23 protein-coding genes are annotated in these 21625 nt (G+C 67.9%); 14 read left to right on the top strand and 9 right to left on the bottom strand.

Annotation, left to right across the window (positions count from 1 at the left end):
• Positions 1 to 3: 3 nt before the first annotated feature.
• From CG50_RS09280 to CG50_RS09265, 4 genes are all read left to right on the top strand, one after another.
• Positions 4 to 729, top strand: coding sequence for a 16S rRNA (uracil(1498)-N(3))-methyltransferase (locus CG50_RS09280; RefSeq protein WP_036637390.1), 726 nt, complete (start codon positions 4 to 6; stop codon positions 727 to 729).
• On the top strand, positions 726 to 1382 hold the full coding sequence (locus CG50_RS09275) for a hypothetical protein (protein ID WP_245615660.1): 657 nt from the start codon (positions 726 to 728) through the stop codon (positions 1380 to 1382). The genes CG50_RS09280 and CG50_RS09275 overlap by 4 nt, the downstream gene beginning before the upstream one ends.
• Positions 1383 to 1532: 150 nt before the next feature.
• Positions 1533 to 2879, top strand: coding sequence for a glutamate--cysteine ligase (locus CG50_RS09270; protein WP_036637388.1), 1347 nt, complete (start codon positions 1533 to 1535; stop codon positions 2877 to 2879).
• A gap of 171 nt (positions 2880 to 3050) precedes the next feature.
• Positions 3051 to 3299 (top strand): hypothetical protein, encoded by a 249-nt coding sequence (locus CG50_RS09265; protein WP_036637386.1) that lies wholly within the window; start codon positions 3051 to 3053, stop codon positions 3297 to 3299.
• A 37-nt stretch (positions 3300 to 3336) separates the two neighbouring features.
• Here CG50_RS09265 and plsY read toward each other — a convergent pair whose 3' ends face one another.
• Genes plsY through CG50_RS09245 form a run of 4 tightly spaced genes read right to left on the bottom strand, consistent with a single transcriptional unit; the run spans position 3337 to position 6872 of the window.
• Complete coding sequence (plsY, locus tag CG50_RS09260) at positions 3337 to 3945, bottom strand: glycerol-3-phosphate 1-O-acyltransferase PlsY (protein ID WP_036637384.1); 609 nt, start codon at positions 3943 to 3945, stop codon at positions 3337 to 3339.
• A 23-nt stretch (positions 3946 to 3968) separates the two neighbouring features.
• Complete coding sequence (pyrC, locus tag CG50_RS09255) at positions 3969 to 5246, bottom strand: dihydroorotase (protein ID WP_036637382.1); 1278 nt, start codon at positions 5244 to 5246, stop codon at positions 3969 to 3971.
• Positions 5243 to 5890, bottom strand: a complete 648-nt coding sequence (locus CG50_RS09250; RefSeq protein WP_036637380.1) for a hypothetical protein — start codon at positions 5888 to 5890, stop codon at positions 5243 to 5245. The genes pyrC and CG50_RS09250 overlap by 4 nt, the downstream gene beginning before the upstream one ends.
• 16 nt (positions 5891 to 5906) lie before the next feature.
• Positions 5907 to 6872 carry an aspartate carbamoyltransferase catalytic subunit gene (locus CG50_RS09245; RefSeq protein WP_036637378.1) on the bottom strand — a complete coding sequence of 322 codons (966 nt, stop codon included), beginning with the start codon at positions 6870 to 6872 and terminating at the stop codon, positions 5907 to 5909.
• 169 nt (positions 6873 to 7041) lie between these two features.
• Here CG50_RS09245 and CG50_RS09240 point away from each other — a divergent pair, with 169 nt between their 5' ends.
• On the top strand, positions 7042 to 7869 hold the full coding sequence (locus CG50_RS09240) for a uracil-DNA glycosylase (protein WP_036637377.1): 828 nt from the start codon (positions 7042 to 7044) through the stop codon (positions 7867 to 7869).
• 101 nt (positions 7870 to 7970) lie between these two features.
• Here the strand turns inward: CG50_RS09240 and CG50_RS09235 are convergent, their stop codons facing one another.
• On the bottom strand, positions 7971 to 8873 hold the full coding sequence (locus tag CG50_RS09235) for a protein-disulfide reductase DsbD domain-containing protein (RefSeq protein ID WP_051909801.1): 903 nt from the start codon (positions 8871 to 8873) through the stop codon (positions 7971 to 7973).
• Positions 8874 to 9069: 196 nt separating this feature from the next.
• On the opposite strand from CG50_RS09235, the gene CG50_RS09230 reads away from it, so the two are divergent.
• A complete protein-coding gene (locus tag CG50_RS09230) occupies positions 9070 to 9663 on the top strand; it encodes a YqgE/AlgH family protein (RefSeq protein ID WP_036637375.1) in 594 nt (197 codons plus the stop codon).
• Positions 9664 to 9690: 27 nt separating this feature from the next.
• On the opposite strand, the gene CG50_RS09225 is transcribed toward CG50_RS09230, so the two are convergent.
• Positions 9691 to 10695 (bottom strand): L-threonylcarbamoyladenylate synthase, encoded by a 1005-nt coding sequence (locus CG50_RS09225; RefSeq protein ID WP_051909798.1) that lies wholly within the window; start codon positions 10693 to 10695, stop codon positions 9691 to 9693.
• A 173-nt stretch (positions 10696 to 10868) separates the two neighbouring features.
• Between CG50_RS09225 and CG50_RS09220 the strand changes: the two genes are divergently transcribed.
• The 3 genes from CG50_RS09220 (at position 10869) to CG50_RS09210 (ending at position 14402) form a co-directional block, all read left to right on the top strand.
• Positions 10869 to 12557, top strand: coding sequence for an acyl-CoA dehydrogenase (locus tag CG50_RS09220; RefSeq protein WP_036637373.1), 1689 nt, complete (start codon positions 10869 to 10871; stop codon positions 12555 to 12557).
• Between the two features lie 95 nt (positions 12558 to 12652).
• Positions 12653 to 13615 (top strand): MBL fold metallo-hydrolase, encoded by a 963-nt coding sequence (locus CG50_RS09215; RefSeq protein WP_245615658.1) that lies wholly within the window; start codon positions 12653 to 12655, stop codon positions 13613 to 13615.
• A gap of 154 nt (positions 13616 to 13769) precedes the next feature.
• Positions 13770 to 14402, top strand: coding sequence for a hypothetical protein (locus CG50_RS09210; RefSeq protein ID WP_051909796.1), 633 nt, complete (start codon positions 13770 to 13772; stop codon positions 14400 to 14402).
• Between the two features lie 86 nt (positions 14403 to 14488).
• Here the strand turns inward: CG50_RS09210 and CG50_RS09205 are convergent, their stop codons facing one another.
• Both CG50_RS09205 and CG50_RS09200 read right to left on the bottom strand, forming a co-directional pair.
• The gene (locus CG50_RS09205; RefSeq protein ID WP_036637369.1) at positions 14489 to 14827 is read right to left on the bottom strand and encodes an AzlD domain-containing protein; all 339 of its coding nucleotides are present in this window, start codon (positions 14825 to 14827) and stop codon (positions 14489 to 14491) included.
• A complete protein-coding gene (locus CG50_RS09200) occupies positions 14824 to 15567 on the bottom strand; it encodes an AzlC family ABC transporter permease (protein ID WP_036637367.1) in 744 nt (247 codons plus the stop codon). The genes CG50_RS09205 and CG50_RS09200 overlap by 4 nt, the downstream gene beginning before the upstream one ends.
• Positions 15568 to 15698: 131 nt before the next feature.
• On the opposite strand from CG50_RS09200, the gene CG50_RS09195 reads away from it, so the two are divergent.
• On the top strand, positions 15699 to 16319 hold the full coding sequence (locus tag CG50_RS09195; protein ID WP_161785400.1) for a GNAT family N-acetyltransferase: 621 nt from the start codon (positions 15699 to 15701) through the stop codon (positions 16317 to 16319).
• 109 nt (positions 16320 to 16428) lie between these two features.
• On the opposite strand, the gene CG50_RS09190 is transcribed toward CG50_RS09195, so the two are convergent.
• On the bottom strand, positions 16429 to 17301 hold the full coding sequence (locus tag CG50_RS09190) for a glycosyltransferase family 2 protein (RefSeq protein ID WP_036637365.1): 873 nt from the start codon (positions 17299 to 17301) through the stop codon (positions 16429 to 16431).
• 163 nt (positions 17302 to 17464) lie between these two features.
• On the opposite strand from CG50_RS09190, the gene miaB reads away from it, so the two are divergent.
• The 4 genes from miaB (at position 17465) to CG50_RS09170 (ending at position 21598) form a co-directional block, all read left to right on the top strand.
• Entirely contained in the window at positions 17465 to 18787 is a 1323-nt protein-coding gene (gene miaB / locus CG50_RS09185) for a tRNA (N6-isopentenyl adenosine(37)-C2)-methylthiotransferase MiaB (RefSeq protein WP_036637363.1), read from the top strand.
• 359 nt (positions 18788 to 19146) lie between these two features.
• The gene (locus tag CG50_RS09180; protein ID WP_036637362.1) at positions 19147 to 20163 is read left to right on the top strand and encodes a PhoH family protein; all 1017 of its coding nucleotides are present in this window, start codon (positions 19147 to 19149) and stop codon (positions 20161 to 20163) included.
• Positions 20147 to 20653: an rRNA maturation RNase YbeY gene (ybeY, locus tag CG50_RS09175; RefSeq protein ID WP_036637499.1), complete on the top strand. Its 507-nt coding sequence runs from the start codon at positions 20147 to 20149 to the stop codon at positions 20651 to 20653. Before CG50_RS09180 ends, ybeY begins: the two co-directional genes overlap by 17 nt.
• Positions 20654 to 20689: 36 nt before the next feature.
• Positions 20690 to 21598 (top strand): hemolysin family protein, encoded by a 909-nt coding sequence (locus CG50_RS09170; RefSeq protein ID WP_036637361.1) that lies wholly within the window; start codon positions 20690 to 20692, stop codon positions 21596 to 21598.
• The last annotated feature ends 27 nt before the right edge of the window (positions 21599 to 21625 follow it).

Below are 21625 nucleotides of genomic sequence, written 5' to 3'. Positions count from 1 at the left end.
CTCATGGAACGCGCAAAGATCAGACTGCATGTAGATCACCCCTTGGGTCAGGGGCAAGCCGTGCCGCTCACGCAAGATCAGGCGCATTACCTGTTCAGCGTGATGCGCGAAGGGCCGGGCAGCAAGGTCGCGCTGTTCAACGGCCGCGACGGCGAATGGACCGCCGAGGTCGCCGAGGCCGCGAAGAAGGGCGGGCGGCTGGTCTGCCTCGAACAGGCGGCGGCGCAGCTGAACCCGCCGGATCTGTGGCTGATCTTCGCCCCGATCCGCAAGGAGCGCACCGATTTCATCGTCGAGAAGGCGACCGAGCTTGGCTGCGCCCGCGTGCTGCCGGTGCAGACCGATTTCACCAACGCGCAGCGCATCCGACAAGACCGGCTGCAGGCCCATGCGCTCGAGGCGGCGGAGCAGTGCCTCGGCACCTACGTGCCGCCGGTTGACGATCTGGTGGCGCTCAATGCGCTCATGAAGGGCTGGGATCCGGCGCGGCGCATCCTGTGGGCGGACGAGAGCCTCGTCGGGCCGGCGGAGACGCTCTCGGGCCTCGCGCCCGGTCCCTGGGCGATCCTGATCGGGCCGGAGGGCGGGTTTTCCGAGGCGGAGCGGGCCAGGCTGCGCGGGCTCGATTTCGTCACGCCGGTGTCGCTCGGGCCGCGGATCCTGCGCGCCGATACCGCCGCCTGCGCCGCGATCACGCTGTGGCAGGCGGCGCTTGGGGACTGGCGATGACGGGGACGGACGATGATGGACGCTCGGCGATGATGCTGCCCATCGGACAGCCGGCGAACCTCGATGAGGCGCCGCGCGCGGACAAGCCGGTGGAGCATGAGGCCCCGCAGACCGGTGCCCCACATACCGGCGCGGCCTTCGTCGCGCGCCATGGCGAGGCGCTGGCGGGGCTTGCTCTTGCTGCTGTGGGGCTGTGGATCGCGACGCGCGGTGGCTGGTTTCTGGCAGGCGTCGGGTTTGCGGTCGCGGCGCTCGGCCTCGGCTGGGCGGTGGTGGCCTCGCGCCGGTCGCGGTTCCGGCACGGCACCTCGGCCCCCGGTCTGGTCGAGGTGATCGAGGGCCGGATCGGCTATTTCGGCGCGGGGACCGTGATGGGCGGCGAGATCGGCCTCGATGAGCTGGCCGAGATCCGGCTGATTACGCTGCGCTCGGGCCGGTCGTGGCGGCTGCGCACGCTCGACGGTCAGGCGCTGCTGATCCCGCTCGGCGCGGCCGGGAGTGAGGCGCTGTACGACGCCTTCGCCGCGCTGCCGGGGATCGACATGGGCCGGCTGAGTGCGGCGCTCGCCGAGACGCAGGACGCAGAGGCGAGCCAGAGCCTGTGGCTGCGTCCGATGCTGCGCCCCGGGGCTTCGGTCGCGACGCTGCGCTGAGCTTTCGCGACATCGGCGCGGAGTTGCCCCGACATTCGGGTTTTCATTCGATGCGCTTCCCTTGACTTGTGTCGGGGATCGCGCCACCTGTTCGCACCGACGCCGCGACATGTTCCGGCAACCACTCCGACACCAGAAGACGAGGGCACCATGTCCATTCCCCAGCAGGGCGGCGGCCCCATCGAACGGTTCGAGCAGCTTGCCGAATATATCGCCTCGGGCGAGAAGCCGGCCGCCGACTGGCGCATCGGCACGGAGCACGAGAAATTCGGGTTCGATACCAAGACCTTGCGCCCGCTTCCTTATGCAGGCGAGACCTCGATCGAGGCGCTGCTTCAGGGCTTGCGCACCCGCTTCGGCTGGGAGCCGCTCTTCGAGCAGGAGCATCTGATCGGGCTGACGCGCAACGGTGCGAACGTGAGCCTCGAACCCGGCGGACAGTTCGAGCTGTCGGGCGCGCCGATGGCGACGCTGCACGAGACGCGTGCCGAACTCGACACTCATCTGGCGGAGGTCGCCGAGATCGCCGGGCCGATGGGCGCGGCCTTCATGGGGCTTGGCGCCGCGCCGGTCTGGCGCGAGGCCGAGATGCCGATGATGCCGAAGGGGCGCTACCGGCTGATGACGGCCTACATGGACCGCGTCGGCACGATGGGGAAGACGATGATGTATCGCACCTCGACGGTGCAGGTGAATCTCGACTTCGGGTCTGAGGCGGACATGGTGAAGAAGATGCGTGTCGCGCTGGCGCTGCAGCCGGTGGCGACGGCGCTGTTCGCGAATTCGCCCTTCCTCGACGGCAAGCCGAACGGGTTCCGCTCGTGGCGCTCGAACGTGTGGTCGCATCTCGACGATGCGCGCACGGGGATGTTGCCCTTCCTGTTCGAGGATGGGGCGGGCTACGAGAGATATGTCGACTACGTCCTTGATGTGCCGATGTATTTTGTCTACCGCGACGGGCATTACATCGACGCGCTCGGCCAGTCGTTCCGCGATTTCCTGAAGGGTGAGCTGCCGGCGCTGCCGGGCGAGAAGCCGACGTTGTCGGACTGGGCCGATCACATGACGACGGTCTTCCCCGAGGCGCGGGTGAAGAAATACATCGAGATGCGCGGTGCCGATTGCGGAGATCGCGATCATCTGGTGGCGCTGCCGGCGCTGTGGACCGGGCTGATGTATGACACGGGTGCGCTGGATGTCGCCTGGGATCTGGTGAAGGGCTGGACCGATGCGACCCGCGAGGGGCTGCGCCGCGCGGCGGCGAAATCGGCGCTGCAGGGCGAGGCGGAGGGCGTGCGTCTTCTGGATCTGTCGCGCCAGGTGGTGGCGATCGCGCGCGAGGGGCTTGCGCGCCGCGGGCTTGGCGAGGAGAGCTGTCTCGACGTGCTGGAGCCTGCGCTCGCGACGGGTGCGGTGGCGGCGGATCGGCTGCTCGCGCTCTACAATGGCGAATGGGGCGGCGATCTGAGCCGGATCTATACCGCCTGCCGGTTCTGAGCTGTCGAGGATGAAGAGGGGGGGCGCTGCCCCCTCTTTGCCCTGACGGGCAAATTCACCCCCGGGATATTTATGGCGAATCGAAAGGGCGAGAGGGCGGACGCGGGTTGACCTTGCGATCAGATCACGGGATCGTGCGGCATTGGTTCAATGTCTGTCCGGAGCGATCCCATGCGTCAGTTCTTCATCAATTCCCTCGACAAGATCATCACGGTGTTTCTGGCCCTCGGCTGCCTCGGTGTGCTGCTGTCGGGTCTGTCCATGATGATGCAGAACGGCTTCCTCGCCGGGCTTATGGTGCTGATCGGTGGCGGTCTTTACATCGTGCTGATGGGGGGATTTTGCTATCTGTTCATCGGCATCCACGAGAATACCCGGCGCACGGCGGAAGCGGTCGAGAAGCTGGCTGCGCGCGGATGAAGCTGTCAGGCGGGGGCGTTGCGCCCCCGCCTGAAATTCATTTCTTGCCGCCGATCCGGGGTTCGGTGCCGTGGGCGAGGCGCATGATGTTGCCGCGGTGGCGCCAGAAGATCAGCAGCGCCATCACCGTCACCAGAGGCATCAGCTCGCGCTGGCCGAGGACGAGAGCGAGCGGCACCGCCGCCGCAGCAGCGACGAGCGCCGAAAGCGAGCTGATCCGCGTCACCACCGCCGTCGCCAGCCACACGAGGCAGGCGGCGATGCCGACCGGCCAGCCGAGAGCGAGCAGCGTTCCGAGGAAGGTGGCCACGCCCTTGCCGCCCTGAAAGCGCAGCCACACCGGGTAGAGATGGCCGATGAAGGCAGCGCCGCCGGCGAGCTGTGCGGCATTCGGACCGAACAGCGCCCCCGCGACCAGCACCGCCACCGCGCCCTTGCCGCCGTCGAGCAACAGCGTCGCCACCGCGGCCGCCTTGTTGCCGGTGCGCAGAACGTTCGTCGCGCCGATATTGCCAGAGCCGATCTTGCGCAGATCGCCCAACCCCATGATCCTGGTGACCAGAACGCCAAAAGGTATGGAGCCGAGCAGATAGCCCAGCACTGCTACCGCGCCCAGAATTGCGGCCCCGTATTCCGTCGCCGGCATGACTGCCCCTCGTGCCCGATTTGTTATTGGTTATTTGAAGTATATACCTGCACCCCGGCAACGAATGTGGCAAGCACCTTTCCTTGCATCCGGGCGCCGTCGAAGGGCGTATTCTTCGATTTCGACTGCAATGCGAAGCGATCGAGCACGAAAGGTGCATCCGGATCGAACAGCACGAGATCGGCGGGCGCACCTTCCTCGAGCCGGCCCTGCGGCAGGCCGAGGAGCCTCGCGGGGTTGAGCGAGAGCGCGCGGAACAGCTGCGCGAGGCTGAGCGCGCCGGCATGCACGAGCCGCAGCGCCGCGGGCAGCAGGGTTTCGAGGCCGACGGCCCCGGCCGCGGCCTGTTCGTAGGGCAGGCGCTTCGATTCCTCGTCGGCCGGCGTGTGCATCGAGCAGATCACGTCGATCAGCCCGTCCGCCACCGCCTGAACTGCGGCCATCCGGTCGGATTCCGCACGCAACGGCGGGGTGAGCTTGAAGAAAGTGCGGTATTCGCCGACGTCGATCTCGTTCAGCGTCAGATGATGAACGGAAACGCCCGCCGTCACCTTCAGCCCCGCGGCCTTGGCGCGTTCGAGGGCCGGAAGGCTTGCCGCGCTGGTGATCTGGTCGGCGTGATAGCGCACGCCTGTCATCTCGACGAGGGCGAGATCGCGTTCGAGGCCCATGCGCTCGGCCATCGGGCTGACGCCCGGCAGGCCGCGCAGCGCGGCGAACTTGCCGGCGGTGACGGCGGCGCCGTGGCTGAGGCCCGGATCCTGCGGATGGCCGATCACCAATGCGCCGCGGGCGCGGGCATAGGTATAGGCGCGGCTGAGCACGCGGGCATCGGTTGCGACCGCATCGGCGTCGGTGAAGGCGACGGCACCGGCATCTTGCAGAAAGCCGATCTCGGTCATCTCGCGGCCCTGCCGGCCCTTGGTGAGCGCGGCCATGTGCAGGATGCGCACCGCGGCCTCGGCGGCGCGCTTGGTGGTGAATTCCAGAAGTTCCGGCGTGTCGATGGCGGGCAGGGTGTCGGGACGCGCCACGACGGTAGTCACGCCGCCGGCCGCCGCCGCGCGCCCTGCGGAACGGAAGCTCTCCTTGTGGCGCTCGCCCGGTTCGCCGATCTTCACGCCGATGTCGACGATCCCGGGTGCGAGGCAGCGCCCGGCGCAGTCGATCACTTCGGCGCCCTCGGGGGCCTCGGTGATGCCGGTGGCGGCGATCAGCCCGTCGCGCACCAGCAGGTTTCCGGGTGTCTCGGTGCCGGTGGCCGGGTCGATCAGGCGGGCGTTTTCGAAGAACAGGGTCATTTCATCCCCTTCTGGATGGAGCGCAGCAGGTCAAGCACCGTGCCGGCGTCGTGAATGTCGCTCAGGACGAGGCGTTCGCCCTGCCTGAGATGTTCGATATGTTCGTCCCGCGGCAGCGGACGGTTCAGCGCGACGGAGACCGAGGTCTCGTCGCCGCTGAGGGTCATGCCCGGGCTGAGGCGCAGGCTGCGCACCTCGGGGGCCATGCCGGGGCCGAGACGGGCGATGTAAACCGCCTGATTGCTGACGAGATAGCGCGTCCCCTCGATCCGGCCGAGGTCGACGGGACGCGCGCGCAGCCCGAGGATCAGCGCGCCGCAGGCGACCGCCATCCCGGCGATGCGCACCCCCGCGCCGGAGCCGCCGAGCAACAGCGCCCCCCCTGCAAGGGCCGCGCCATACCACAGCCAGGGCCCGATCCGGCCGCCTTTCGGGGCGCGCGCGGCGGCCAGCATCGGATCGGGCCGGCCCGACCACAGCACCCGCTCGTCGCTGCACACGATCCCTTGCCAGAACGCTTCGAACCCCGGCTGCCCGGAGCTGTGGCCGAGCTGCACCGGATCCTCGTCGCGCAGCGCGTCGGGGCAGTGCGGCACGGCAAGCGCCGTGTCGGTTTCGGAAGGAGTTTTGGCCGGAAGGCTCATCGCGATGCGCGCTCCTTCAGGCGTAGGTGCCGTCGACGGCGGCACGTCCGCGCTCGGCGCGCAGGTTCTGCGCCAGAAGATCCATCACCGCCATGCGCACGGCGACGCCCATCTCGACCTGCTCCTGAATGACAGAGCGGGTGATGTCATCGGCGATGGTGCCGTCGATCTCGACGCCGCGGTTCATCGGGCCGGGGTGCATCACGATGGCATCGGGCTCGGCATGGGACAGCTTGTCGGCATCGAGGCCGTAGCGGTGGAAATATTCCCGCTCCGACGGAATGAAGCCGCCGTCCATGCGCTCTTTCTGCAGACGCAGCATCATCACCACGTCGGCGCCCTTCAGTCCGCTCGCCATGTCGTCATGGATCTCGGCGCCCATGTCGCCGAAGGCCGAGGGCACCAGCGTCGGCGGCCCGATCAGCCGCACCCGGTTGCCCATCTTGCCGAGCAGCAGCATGTTCGAGCGCGCCACCCGGCTATGCGCCACGTCGCCGCAGATCGCCACGGTCAGCCCGGTGATCCGCCCCTTCGAGCGCCGGATCGTCAGCGCATCGAGAAGGGCCTGCGTCGGATGTTCGTGCTTGCCGTCGCCGGCGTTGATCACCGCGCAGTTGACCTTCTGCGCCAGCAGATCGACCGCGCCCGAAGACGCATGGCGCACCACCAGAAGATCGGGGTGCATCGCGTTCAGCGTCAGCGCGGTGTCGATCAGCGTCTCGCCCTTCTTCACGCTCGAGGTCTGCATCGACATGTTCATCACATCGGCGCCAAGACGCTTGCCGGCAAGCTCGAAGCTCGACTGCGTGCGGGTGGAGTTCTCGAAGAACATGTTGATCTGGGTGAGCCCGGCCAGAGCCTCGGTGCGTTTCACCGTGCGCCGGTTGAGCGCGACGTAACGCTCCGCCAGATCGAGAACGGTCACGATCTCGTCGGGCGCCAGATGCTCGATCCCCAGAAGATGCCTTGCGCGGAATGCCATGTCTGCCCCCGAATCCAACGGCGAAAACCAACGGTCCGGCCCGCCGCTGTCGCCCGCCGCTTGGTTCGGGCAGCCGCAGGGCCTTTACCGGCCGGGGCCGCTTATGGCAGGCAGCCGCGCGCGCGTCCAGCGCCTTTACCCCGCCCGCGTCCCGGCATAGGCTGCCACCATGACACAACCCGCCCGCGATCTCGATTTCTTGACCGCCTGCGCCGCGCTCGAATGGATGGTCGAGCTCGGCGCGGATGCGGCCGTGACCGATACGCCGGTCGATTGCTACGCGCTTGCCGAATCGCTTGCGCCGAAGGCCCCGGCCGTGCCGGTGGCCGAGGGCAGGGCACCCATGGCTCCCGCGGCCCCGCGGGCGCCCTTGCCGGTCGAGGGGCCCGATCCGGTCGAAAGCGCGCGCGCCGAGGCCGCCCGCGCCCATGACCTCGACGCGCTGCGCGCCGCCATCGCCGGTTTCGATGGCTGCGAGCTGAAGAAGGGCGCGCGCAACACCGTCTTCGCCGACGGCAATCCGAAGGCGCGGGTGATGATCGTGGGCGAGGCGCCCGGGCGCGACGAGGATCAGCAGGGCCTGCCCTTCGTCGGCCGCGCGGGCCATCTGCTCGACCGGATGTTCGCGGCGATCGGGCTCAGCCGCAGCTCGCCCGATCCCGCGTCGGCGCTCTACATCACCAATGTCCTGCCCTGGCGCCCGCCGGGCAACCGCGATCCGGAACCGGCCGAGATCGCGATGATGCTGCCGTTCCTGTCGCGTCACGTGGCGCTGGCCGATCCGGATGTGATCGTGCTGATGGGCAATGCGGCCTGCGCCGCGGCGCTCGGCCGGCGCGGCATCCTGCGTCTGCGCGGCACCTGGGCCGAGGCCTTCGGCCGCCCGGCGCTGCCGATGACGCATCCCGCCTATCTGCTGCGCCAGCCGCAGGCGAAGCGCGAGGCCTGGGCGGATCTGCTGTCGCTGCGCGCCCGCCTCGACACGCTGCCCGGCTGAGCGCGCAGACCGATCCTGTCCTGCCTTTCGGCTTTCCCCAAATATCCCGGGGGAGCTGCGGCGTGCCGCAGCGGGGGCAGAGCCCCCGGCGACGGTGCCGTTCAGGGCGCCGGGCAGCCGTCGATCTCGATGGCCCGGGAGGGCTCCGGTCCGGGACCGAGAACGGTGATCCGCAGGTCCCCGGGGTCCAGATCGAAGGGCTTCGGGGTGGCGGGGACGAAATCCGCGCTCGCCTCGAGCACGGCGCCGTCGCGGGTCTCGACCGGATCCGACGTCCACATCGGCTGCGAGCGCAGCTCGAACAGCGTGGCGGTTTCGCGGGCTGTGTCCGGCGGGGCGGAACCGGAGGACGGGGCCAGCCCGGCGCCGGTTTTCCGGCCCGCCCCGGGCAGAACGATGCGGGCGGTAACGCGCATCCCGTCGGCGATCGGCTCGATGCGGCAGTGCGCGATGGCGCTGTCGACGCGATGCGGCACGGCGTCGAGCGCTTGCGAGATCGTGGCATCGGCCGCGCCGGGTCCGTCGAGCGTGCGGCTCAGCACCAGATCCGCCGGCACGCAGATGTCGTGACAGATCCCGATGCCGAGACCGAGATGCAGCACCACCGGCCGCGTCGGATCGGCCGGCGTGATCCTGAGAGGCAGCACCATTCCCCCGAGATATCCGACAGAGCGCATCCCGTTCTGGTCAAATGCCTGAGGAACGGGCCATATCACTTCGATATTCTTGAGATTTTCGGATTCCGAAAAATCAAGGGACGGGGGCACGCCGGCCTCTCCGGGCACCCGCCAATAGGTCTTCCAGCCGGGATCGAGCACCAGCTTCAGCGCTGCCGTGCGGCGTCCGTTCGCGTCTTGCCATCCCGGCGCGATCTCGGCCGAGACGAGGCCCGGCGGCAGTGGCGCGCCGGCATCGGGCGGGGTGGAAATCTGGGCCTGCCCGGCTCCGAATCCGGAAACCAGAACCAGGAGCGGGGCGACAAGGGCGGCAATCGGGCGAAGCATGGCCTGTCCTAGCGCCTCGGGACGGGGTGGGCCAACTCACATTTACGTCGAATGGCGGGTGACGGGGCGGCACCGGTCGCGGCGGGTCCCGCGGCCTGCGGGGGGGGCGTCTGGCGCGTATGGAGGCCTTGATTGGCACCGGGTTTGCAACCACCTTGAGAGTCAGGCGCATTTCGCGCCAGCAGGAGGGAAATCCGTGGAGTTGACCGGAAAGCTGCTGATCGCCATGCCCGGAATGCCCGATCCGCGGTTCGAACATGCGGTGGTTTTGGTCTGCGCCCATTCGCCCGAGGGGGCGATGGGCCTCATCGTCAACAAGCCGCTGCCGCAACCCGCACTCGGCGAGCTGATGGGGCAGATCGGGATTCACATGACAGCCTCGGACCGGGGCGAACGCGCGAGCGCGGGCAGCGCGCCCATCCTGTTCGGCGGTCCGGTCGAGACCGGACGCGGCTTCGTGCTGCATTCGCGCGACTGGCCCTCCGCACGCCGCGATGCCGGGGCGGGCGGGATGATGCAGATCTCGGAACAGGTGGCGATGACGGCGACACGCGATATCCTTGAGGATATCGCCGCGGGCGAGGGTCCGCGGCTGGCGCAGTTCGCGCTCGGTTATGCCGGGTGGGGGCCGGGGCAGCTGGAGGGCGAGATCGCCGCGAACGGCTGGCTGGTGGCGGAGGCGGACGATACCCTCGCACTCGATCCCGATTACGCGACCAAGTGGCAGCGCGCGCTTGCGACGATGGGCATAGACCCGCGCAGCCTGTCGGCGACGGCCGGGCGGGCCTGACGTTTTCCTCAGGCCTGAGCGTTTCGTTCAGGGATGGGCCGGGCAGGGATGGGCCGGGTCCTCCGGGCGCGGCGCGGCGGCGCGGATCAGCCGGTCGTTGATCGCCCGGCCGAGCCCTGCATCGGGCACAGGTGCCACGGCAATCGCGCGCGCGCCCTTTTCCCCGGCGATCCGGTCGGCGGCGCGCAGCGCACCGAACAGCCGTGCCGCGGCTTCGGTCGTATCGCCGGTGAGTGACAGGTTCAGATCCGCCCCGGCGCAGTCCGGGCCGAAGCCGATCCAGACCTCGCCCGGCGCGCGTTCCGTCGCGTTGAGCCGCACCGCTGCGCCCGGCGCATAATGCGATTTCAGCTGTCCGGGGGCATTCGGCTTCGCCGCATCGCCTCCGGTCGGCAGGGAAAGGCCAAGCGCGGCCTCGACCGCCTCGACCGCCAGTCCGCCCGGGCGCAGCAGCATCGGCGGATCGAGTTGCACGATGGTCGATTCCAGTCCCACGGCGCACGGACCGCCGTCGACGATGGCGGCGATGCGCCCGGCCAGACCCTCGACGACGTGGCACGCCGTGGTCGGACTGACCTTGCCCGAGGGATTGGCCGAGGGCGCCGCGACCGGCCCGCCGAATGCCTTCAGGATCGCGCGGGCCACCGGATGGGCCGGCACCCGGATCGCGATGGTATCGAGCCCCGCCGACACCAGATCCGAGATCCCCGAGCCCGGCCGCAGCGGCAGCACCAGCGTCAGCGGCCCCGGCCAGAACCGGCGTGCCAGATCGCGTGCCCGGTCGGAGAACACGGCGATCGTCTCGGCGGTTTCCAGATCCGGCAGATGGGCGATCAGCGGGTTGAACCGCGGCCGGCCCTTGGCGGCATAGATCGCGGCGACCGCGCTGTCCGAGCGCGCATCGCCGCCGAGGCCATAGACGGTCTCGGTCGGGAAGGCGACGACCTTGCCGGCGTGCAGAAGCTCGCAGGCGCGGGCGATGCCCGCGGGCTCTGTCCCGAGGATTTCGGTAGTCTCGTCCAGAACGTCCATGGTGCTCCCCCGATGCCAGGCCGGCGCGGGTAAGGCTGCGGCGGGCCGTGACGCTGCGTTGCGGTTGAAGGCGGCGCGCGCGCGTATACTGTGCCGCCGTCAATGACCAGCCAAAGGTCTTATGCGCCTTGACGCGATTTCTCAAGCGTCGAGACACTATGGAGGAGCAAGCAATGCCCTATCGTTCGCCAGTGGCGGAACTTCGTTTCATTCTGGACAAGGTGGTGCCGCTCGCACCCGTGGCAGCGACCGAAAAGTTCTCGGAAGCGACGTCGGATACCGTCGAGGCGATCCTGACCGAAGCCGGCAAGCTGTGTGACGGCGTTCTGGCGCCGATCAACCGCAACGGCGATCTGCATCCGGCGAAGCTGGAAAACGGCGTGGTGCGCGCGTCGCCGGGCTTCAAGGAAGCCTTCAACCAGATCGCCGAGGGCGGCTGGGTTTCGGTCGCCGGTCCGGCCGAGCATGGCGGCATGGGCCTGCCGCTGACGCTGGCGATTGCGGTCAACGATCTGATGGCGGGCGCCAATATCGCGCTGCATCTGCATCCGCTGCTGACCCAGGGCCAGATCGACGCGCTGGAGCATCACGCCTCGGACGAGCTGAAGGCGCTGTATATTCCGAAGCTCGCCTCGGGCGAGTGGTCGGGCACGATGAACCTGACCGAGCCGCAGGCCGGTTCGGACGTCGGCGCGCTGCGCACCAAGGCCGAGCCGAACGGCGATGGCACCTATTCGATTACCGGGCAGAAGATCTTCATCTCCTGGGGTGACAACGATCTGGTGTCGAACGTGTGCCATCTGGTGCTGGCGCGGCTGCCCGACGGCGTGCCGGGCACGAAGGGCATCTCGCTGTTCATGGTGCCGAAGTTCATCCCCGATGAGAACGGCAACCCGGGCGTGGCGAACACGCTCAAGGTGGTGTCGCTCGAGCACAAGATGGGTCTGCACGGCTCGCCCACCTGCGTGATGAGCTTCGAGGGCGCCAAGGGTTGGCTCGTCGGCGGTCCGCACAAGGGCATGGCCGCGATGTTCACCATGATGAACAACGCCCGCCTGAACGTCGGCGTCGAGGGCGTCGGCATTGCCGAGGCCGCCTATCAGAAGGCGCTCGAATACGCTCAGGACCGGGTGCAGTTCAAGCCGATCATCGAGCACGCCGACGTGCGCCGGATGCTGGCCGAGATGCGCGCCGAGACCTTCGCCGCCCGTTCGATCGCCATGGCCTGCGCCGTCGCCATCGACCTCGGCCATGCTGCGAACGATGCCGCTCAGGCGGCGCGCGCTGCGCTGCTGACCCCGATCGCCAAGGCTTACGGCACCCAGACCGGCATGTGGGTCTCGGATCAGGGTATCCAGGTCCACGGCGGCATGGGCTTCATCGAGGAGACGGGCGCCGCCCAGTTCTACCGCGATGTCCGCGTCACCGCGATCTACGAAGGCACCAACGGCATCCAGGCGATGGATCTCGTGGGCCGCAAGATGATGGATCAGGGCGCGGCAGCTTTCGCGCTGCTCGATGAGGTGATGGTCGACGCCAAGGCCGCGACCGGCTTCGCCGATCTGGCGACGGATGTCGAGAAGGCCGCTTCGACGCTGCGGGCCCATGTCGAGATGCTGCTCAAGCAGGACACGCAGGACCGTTTCGCCGGTGCCGTGCCGACGCTGATGGCCTTCGCGCGGGTTCTGGGGGCGCATTTCCATCTGCGTGCCGCCGTCGCCGCGGGCGAGGGCAGCGCCTATGCGAAGCTCGCTCAGGTCTACATCAAGCGTCTGCTGCCGCAGGCCTATGCCTCGATGACCGAGGCCGAGGTCGGCGCCGCCGATCTCTATGCGCTCTCGGTCGAGGATCTGGCGATCTGAGCGGGCAGGGCACATCCCTGAGCGAACGGGGCGGGCTGCGGTTTCCGTGGCCCGCCCCGCCCGATGACGGCACCCCGCGCGAGGTCGCGCCGGGGGTGCTGTGGATCCGGCTGCCGCTGGAGATGGTGACCGATCACGTCAATGTCTGGGCGCTCGACGATGGCGCGGGCTGGACGCTGGTCGATACCGGGCTCGATACGCCGGGGGCACATGCGGCACTGGGGCGGGCACTGGCCACACCGCGGATGGCAGGCAAGCCCGTCACCCGGGTCATTGCGACCCATCATCACCCCGATCATGTCGGCCAGGTCGCGCGCTTCGCCGCTGCGGGGGCAGAGTTGTGGACGACCCGCTCTGCCTGGCTGAATGCGCGGATGCTTCATCTTGACGCGCGCGACGGCATCTGCCCCGAGACGGAGGTGTTCTGGCGCCGCGCCGGGATGGCCGAAGATCAGCTGGCGCGCCTGGCCGCGCATTCGGCCGAAAGTCTGTGGCGCCATGTCGGCCCGCTGCCGCCGAGCTATCGCCGCATCGCAGCGGGCGACGAGATCGTCGCGGGAGGCCGGCGCTGGCATGTGGCCACCGGCCATGGCCATGCGCCCGAACATGCGGTGCTGTTCTCGCTCGATGACGATCTGGTGATCGGCGGCGATCAGATGCTGCCCTCAATCTCGGCGAATATCGGCGTTCTGGCTTCGGAACCCGAGGCGGATCCGATCGGCGAATGGCTCGACAGTCTGCACGCGATGGCGGCGCTGGCCGAGGAGCGCCATCTGGTGCTGCCGGGCCACGGGCTGGTGTATCGCGGGCTGCCGCTGCGGCTGGAGCAGATGATCGCGCGCCGGCGCAGCGGCCTCGACCGGCTGCGGGGGCTGCTTGGCGCGGGGGTGCGCACCGTGCCGGAGTGTTTTCCCGCGCTCTATCGCCGGCCGATCACGGATGAGTTGTTCACCCTCGCGCTCAGCGAGGCGGTGGCGCATCTGAACCACCTTGCCCGGCTCGGTCAGGCGCGGCGCGACACCGGCGCGGACGGGCTGTGGCGGTGGAGCGCAGTTTGATCCCCGGCCGGGCGATGGGATGGGAAGGCGGGCTCACAAGGGGCGTTGCCTCTGCCGGCGTTCTCGTGTTTTGTGCGCTCCCGTATAACCGGCGCGGATGACGCCGAAACGAGGGGCGACGATGCGTTTTGCAATGCGGCAGATAGGGCGGCAGATGGGCCGCCTGTTGCTGTGTCTGGTGGTTCCGCTGCTGCTGGCGGCCTGCGGCGCGCAATCCGTCTGGGCGCCTGACGCCGAGGTCAACAAGGCGATTTACCGCAGCGGCAATCCGCCTTCGGTGACGCTGATCACGGTGATCGAGGCGAACACCGGCGAAGGCGGTCATTCGGCATTGATGATCGACGGCTCGCAGAGGGTGATCTTCGATCCGGCGGGCAGCTGGTATTATCCGGGCGTGCCCGAACGCAACGATGTCGATTACGGCATTACCGACCGGATGCACCGGTTCTATGTCGAATATCACGCCCGCGACGTGTGGTTCGTGCGCGAGCAGAAATTGCCGGTGACGCTGGCGCAGGCCGATGCGCTGATCGCCGCGGCCGAGGCGAACGGCCCCTCGCCGAAGATGTTCTGCGCGCGCTCGGTTTCGGGGGTGCTGCATCAGGTGCCGGGCTTCGAATCGCTGCCGCGCACGTTCTTCCCTGTCAGTCTGTCGGATGCTTTCGGCCGGCTGCCGGGGGTGGTGAGCCAGGATCATTACACCACCGATGCCGACATCAAGACCGGCATTCCCACCATCGACGCGACGAAGCCCAAGACGGTCGAGATCCGCGAATCCGACCGCTGATCGGATCTGAAGTTTTGCGGAATGAAAGACGGGCGGCCCTGTGCAGGGCCGCCCGTTCGTCATTCTTGCGCCGGAACGCCGCAGGCTCAGCCAAGCAGCCACAGCATCGCGTAAAGCGTCGCGAACCCTGCGAGGATCGCCCAGATCACCGAGCGCGTGACCAGCCCCGCCAGAAGCGTCGCCGCTGCCGCGATCAGTCGCGCGGGATCGGGGGCACCTCCGGTCGCTGCCGGCCAGACCACCAGCGGCGCCACCATCGCCGGCAGCACCCCGACCGAGGTATAGCGCAGGTATTTCAGCGCCCAGGCCGGCAGCGCGCGCTTGCCGCTGAGCCCGAGGAACGAATAGCGCAACACGAAGGTGCCGATCGCCAGCACCAGGATGATCGTCCAGACCTGCGCTTCGGAATATACGGTCTGGGTCATTTCGGCCCCTCGCTTGTCGCGCGCGCGGCGCGATGCGCCAGCCAGTCTTCGGTCCGCGCGCCGGCGATCATCGCCAGCACCGCGGCCAGCAGCACGCCCGTGCCCGCCGGCAGCCCCACGAGCGCCAGCGCCGCGATGCAGGACACCGCCGTCGCCACCAGATGCGGCACCGAGCGCAGCGACGGTCCGATCATCGCCAGAAATGTCACCGGCACCGCGAAATCGAGCGCCAGCCCCTTCGGCAGGGCCGGGCCGAACAATGCGCCGAGCAGCGTCGCCCCGAGCCAGGCCGGCACCAGCAAGCTCGCGGTTCCGGCGTAATAGGCGAGCTTCGTCGTGAGCGGCGCGCGCGGCGCGCTCTCGTTCAGCGCATCGGCCAGAACGAAGCTCTGATCGGTCATCGAATAGGCCATCAACGCCTTTTGCCAGGGGGTGGCGCCGCCCAGATGCGGCGCGAGGGCGGCCGAATACATCGCCATGCGCAGGTTCACCGCGACCGAGGTCACCAGCACCATGATCGTCGGCGCATGGGCGTCCATCAACTGCACCGCGGTGAACTGCGCCGCCCCCGCAACGACGAAGGCCGAGAACCCCATCACCTGCGCGAAACTGAGCCCGAGCACCGTCCCCGCCAGACCGAACAGTATCCCGAACGGCAGAAACACCAGCAAGAAAGGCAGGGCATCGAACCCGCCACGCCAGAAGGCGGGACCGGGGGGCAGCGGGACGGGACGGGACATGATCGGGGACTTGCTCGTGGCGGCGGGATGAGCCAGTTGTAGCGGCGCAGCGTTCAGGCGCAAGGGGCGGTATGAGGGCGCGCGCGTTCGGGACTTTGCGCGGCGGGGACGCGAGAGGAGAAACGTCGGTCATGTCAGCGTGGGGCAGTCAGGCGGCGGAGGTGGCATCGTCATTGCAGATCGCGCGCGGCCTGCCAGCCGGCAGCGCAGCCGAGGCGGCGCGGCTTTACTGGCTGGCGTTCGGCGGCAAGCTCGGCCCGGTGATGGGGCCGGAGGCGCGCGCGATCCGCTTCATCGAGAGGGTGCTTTCGCCGGCCCATGCGCTCAGCGCGACGCGCGACGGCCGGCTGCTCGGCGTGATCGGAGTGCGCGGTGCGGGCGGGGCGTTCGTCGGCGGCACGGCGTCGGATCTGCGCGCGGTCTATGGCCGCTTCGGCGGCAGCTGGCGGCGGCTGGCCTTCAGCGTCGTGGCGGACGAGTTGCCCGCCGACACGCTGGCCATCGACGGACTGGCGGTCGATACGGAGGCGCGCGGGCAGGGTGTGGGGGCGGCGCTGATCGGTGCCCTTGCCGGCGAGGCGCGCCGTCAGGGCTATACCCGCCTGCGCCTTGAGGTCGCGGCCGGAAATCCGCGCGCGCGCCGCCTCTATGAACGCCTCGGCTTCGAGGTCGCGGGCGAAACCCGCAGCGCGCTGAGCGCGGCCCTGTTTCACGTCCACACCCGCACCCGGATGGAGCTGGCACTCGGCTGAGCGTCAGGAAGGGAAAGGCCCGGGCGTCGCGTCGTTTCGGGGGCGGGAGCGGTCCCTGAGGAGCATCGCCGGCCGGGCCGGAGGAGGGCCGTTCCCGCAACCGCAGGTCTCAGAACCACTGCCCGGGTTCGATCAGGCCGAGGTCCATCAGCTGCTGGCTTTTCCAGCTGAACGGGACCGAGTGATACCAGCGGAAATCGTGGATGTCGAAGGTCGAGGCAGGATTGTATTTCAGCCCCTTGGCCACGCGAAACGACATCAGCGCCGCGGTCAGGTTGTGATGCCAGGGGCAGGAATAGGTGTTGTATTCCTCGTCGCTGAAGGTGTGATCCGGGCGCAGTTCCAGCCCCGGCGCGGAACGGAACAGCGCGATCCGGTCGATCTTGCGATGCGTCGGGGGCACGAATTCCTCATAGCGCCAGCGCAGGCCCCCGAAGAAGTCGAGTTGCCGGTCCATGATGCGGTCAGGATCGGCCCGGTCGGTGCGGTTGAGCGCGTAATAGCCGCTGCGATCGAGAAGTGCCGTCCCGATGTCGACGCCGTTCGGATGTTGCCCGAGATCGGCGGCGTAGAGGTCGATGACATAGGTCAGCATTGCGGCGCGGCGCTCTTCGGTGTGGAAGGCCAGCAGTTCGCCGATGCTGCGCGTCTCGCTGAACGGAAAGAACAGGTATTCCGCATTGTAGCAGTAGAACATCCAGGTGCCCGGGGGCGCGGCCGCGATCAGGGGATTGATCGTCGAGACCTTGGCGCGCCGGCGGTGCATGGTGCGGTTGACCCGGTGGATCCGCGGTTCCAGATCCGCGGCGATGGGAATTTCGTCCTGGGCAAAGACGATCAGGCTGCGAAAGCCGAGGTCCAGATGGTGGCGGATGGTGCTGTCGACTTCGACGGCGTCCTCGACCAGGATGATCCCGACCGGGCCCTTCGCGAGGGCAGCCGTGCCGGTTTCGAGGAAGGTTCCGAGCGAATCGTATTTCATCTGCCGTTCCGTGCGCCTGTGCCCGCGCCGCCTTGTCCGCGTGCGAGCTGTGCCCGACCATCCCGGAACCGGCGCCCGAATGCAACGGTCGAAGCGTGCCGGTTGCGCAGGTGCGGGGTTTTGACGTATCAGGCGGGCCTGAATTCGTAAGGGGACGCCCGCCATGACGCAAGCGCCGAAGAAGCTGCACATCAAGACCTACGGCTGCCAGATGAACGTCTACGACAGCGAGCGTATGGCCGAGGCCATGGCCCCCGAAGGCTATGTGCTGACCGAGGATCCGGCCGAGGCGGACCTGGTCCTGCTCAACACCTGCCACATCCGCGAGAAGGCCGCCGAGAAGGTTTATTCCGATCTCGGCCGGCTGCGTCCGCTCAAGGAGGCGAAGCCCGATCTGAAGATCGGCGTGGCGGGCTGCGTCGCGCAGGCCGAGGGCGAGGAGATCATGCGCCGGATGCCGCTCGTCGATCTGGTGGTGGGCTCGCAAAGCTATCACCACCTGCCTGGTATGGTGCGCGCGGCAGATCGGGGCGAGCATCCGGTCGAGACCGAATTCCCGGTCGAGGACCGCTTCACCCTGCTGCCCGAACGTCCCGCCCCGTCCCGTCCCACGGCGTTCCTGACGGTGCAGGAGGGCTGCGACAAGTTCTGCGCTTTCTGCGTCGTGCCCTATACCCGCGGCGCGGAGATGAGCCGTCCGGTAGACCGTATTCTCGCCGAGGCGCGCAAGCTGGTGTCGAAGGGCGTGCGCGAGATCACCCTCCTCGGGCAGAACGTCAACGGCTATCACGGTCAGGCGCAGGACGGCGAGACCTGGGGCCTCGGCCGGCTGTCGCGCGCCTTGGCCGAGATCGACGGGCTGGACCGGATCCGCTACACCACCTCGCATCCGAACGACATGTCCGACGACCTGATCGCCGCCCATGCCGAGGAGCCGAAGCTGATGCCTTACCTGCATCTTCCGGTGCAATCGGGGTCCGACCGGATCCTGAAGCTGATGAACCGCCACCATACGGCCGAGTTCTATCTGCGACTGATCGAACGCATCCGTGCCGCGCGCCCGGACATCATGCTGTCGTCGGATTTCATCGCGGGCTTCCCGGGCGAGACCGAACAGGATCACCGCGACACTCTCGCGCTGATCGGGGCGGTGGGCTATGGCATGGCCTATTCGTTCAAGTATTCGCCGCGTCCGGGAACGCCCGCCGCCGGCCGCGATCAGGTCGATGCCGAGACTGCGGACCGCCGGCTCCATGAGATCCAGGACCTCATCACCCGCCAGCAGCGCGCCGCACAGGAAAGCATGGTCGGGCGCGAGGTCGGCGTGCTGTTCGAGAAGCCCGGCCGCCTGCCGGGACAGTGGGTCGGAAAGTCCGATTATCTGCAGGCCGTTCATGTCGAGGCGCCTGAGGATATGCGCGGCCGCATCGCGCGGGTGCGCATCGCCGCGAGCGCGCCGAATTCTCTGGCGGGTGCACTCGTCTGAGCGGGCGAGGGGGCTCTGCCCCCGTCTCCTCCGGAGACTCCCCCGGGATATTTGGAGAAAGCCGAAAGACAGGCGCGCGCTTTGCCTTTCGGCTTTCCATAAATATCCCGGGGGGAAGGCCGCAGGCCGCGGGGGCAGAGCCCCCGTCCGAAGAAGACGCGAATCCCGTCGGTGCACGGCTTGAACTGCGACATATGCCTACTATTTGAGCATTGACGCCCCGTTAAGCATTCGGCAGGGCAGTTTATGGCAGAGTGATGAAATCTTGCCCTGCGCGGCCCGTGACCGGAACCAGTGCTTGCGGGGGCGACAGGGCAGGCGCACAATATCTGTGTGAAACCTAGCCAAGGGAGACGTTATTGGGCTTCAGCGCGATTACCCCCCCGCCTCGTTCCCAGGACAGCTACGAGACGCTTCTGGAGTTTCCCGACAACCGGTATCTGATCGCGCTGTGCGGCGAATACGACCGCAATCTCGCCCAGATCGAGCACAAGCTGTCGGTGCATATCCTGCACCGCGGCAATCAGCTTGCCATTGTCGGCACGGCAGAGGCGCAGATTCAGGCGCAGGCGGTGTTGAACCAGCTTTACACGCGCCTCGAACAGGGCAAGGCCATGGGCATGGCGGAAATCGAGGCGGCGGTGCGAATGGCCGATCTCGGCAATGCGGGTGTCAGTGTCGACGAGCAGCTCGAGATGTTCGCGGCCGGAAAATACGAGATCCGCACCCGCAAGAAGCAGGTCGAGCCGCGCACCGAGGCGCAGAAGGCCTATGTGAAGGCGCTGTTCGAGAACGAGCTTGCTTTCGGCATCGGCCCGGCGGGTACCGGCAAGACCTATCTCGCCGTCGCGGTGGGTGTGACCATGCTGATCGGCGGCCATGTCGACAAGATCATCCTGTCGCGTCCCGCGGTCGAGGCGGGCGAGCGGCTCGGCTTCCTTCCCGGCGACATGAAGGAGAAGGTCGATCCCTACATGCAGCCGCTTTACGACGCGCTGAACGATTTCCTGCCGGCCAAGCAGATGCAGAAGCTGATGGAGGAGAAGCGCATCGAGATCGCGCCGCTCGCCTTCATGCGCGGCCGCACGCTGTCGAATGCCTTCGTCGTCCTCGACGAGGCGCAGAATGCCACCACCATGCAGATGAAGATGTTCCTGACCCGTCTGGGCGAGGGCTCGCGCATGGTCATCACTGGCGACCGCAGCCAGATCGACCTGCCGCGCGGCGTGCCCTCGGGGCTGCAGGATGCGGAGCGCATTCTCGACGGCGTGAAGGGGATCTCGTTCAACTACTTCACCGCGGCCGACGTGGTGCGCCACCCCCTTGTCGCGCGGATCATTGAGGCCTATGACCGCGTCGATGGAGCCGCTGGTTGACATATTGATCGAGGACCAGCGCTGGCAGGACATCCTGCCCGCGCTGGCCGAGCGTGCCGTGGCGGCGGTTCTCGCCGATCAGGGCCTGTCGCCCGAGACCTTCGAAGTCAGCCTGATGGGCTGCGACGACGCCCGCATCCAGGTGCTGAACGCCGAGTTCCGCGCCAAGGACAAGGCGACCAACGTTCTCAGCTGGCCATCGCAGGATCTGGCGGCCGAGGACGAGGGGGCGGCCCCCGAGGCGCCCGAACCCTTCCTGCCCGATGAGCGCGAGAGCCTCGGCGATATCGCGATCAGCTACGATACCTGCCTGCGCGAGGCCGAGGAACAGCACAAGCCGATGGCGGAGCACGTGACCCATCTGTTGGTTCACGGCACGCTGCATCTGCTCGGCTACGATCACATCCGCGAGGGCGATGCCACCTTGATGGAATCGATTGAAGTGCGCATCCTTGACCGGATGGGCATTTCGGACCCATATGAGGGATGATGCGGCCATTCGCGCCGTGTGACCTGGAAAGGACAAATGGGACAAGTCGCTGACGGAGCCAGCTCCGCCACCGTGCCCGCGTCGGATACCGACGCCGGCGACAGTAGCAACCCCGAACCGCACTCGCGCGGGATCTTCGGGCGTATCCTCGGGGCGTTCGGCGCCTCGGCCCCTGAAACGGACATCGACGCGGCCGCCAATACCGATGCGGCCACGGTCGTTTCGCCGGCCCATCCGGGCATCGGCAACCTGCGCCGGCTTCGCGTCGGCGACGTCGCGATCCCCAAGGTGGAGATCGTTGCCGTTCCTTCGACCATCACCCGCGACGAACTGGTCGAGGTCTTCCGCAAGGAAGGCTATTCGCGCCTGCCGGTCTTCAAGGGCACGCTCGACACACCGCTTGGGCTGGTTCACCTCAAGGACCTCGCGCTCGAATACGGGTTCGGGGCGACGGGGGGGCGGTTCTCGGTGCGCAAGCTGTTGCGGCCGCTGTTGTATGTGCCGCCGTCGATGCCGATCGGGGTGCTTTTGCAGAAGATGCAGGTGCAGCGCATCCACATGGCGCTGGTGATCGACGAATACGGCGGGGTCGACGGTCTGGTGACTCTCGAGGATCTGATCGAACAGGTCATCGGCGAGATCGAGGATGAGCATGACGAGGCCGAAAGCGGCTACTGGAAACAGGAAAAGCCCGGCCAGTGGGTGGTTCAGGCCCGCGCGCCCCTGCGCGAGTTCGAGACGGCCATCGGAATGACCCTCGCCGATCCAGAGGATGAGCAGGAGATCGACTCGATGGGCGGTCTGGTGTTCATGCAGATCGGCCGGGTGCCTTCGCGCGGAGAAGTGATTTCCGCTCCGAACGGGGTCGAGTATGAAGTGATCGACGCCGATCCGCGCCGGATCAAGCGGCTTCGTGTCCGTATGCCCGGTGTCGCGGCCGAGTGATCTGACCCTGACGACCTGAGGGCGCCC

Source organism: Paenirhodobacter enshiensis, from assembly GCF_000740785.1.
Taxonomy (GTDB): Bacteria; Pseudomonadota; Alphaproteobacteria; order Rhodobacterales; family Rhodobacteraceae; genus Rhodobacter; species Rhodobacter enshiensis.
This window is presented reverse-complemented; position numbering and strand designations above follow the sequence as displayed.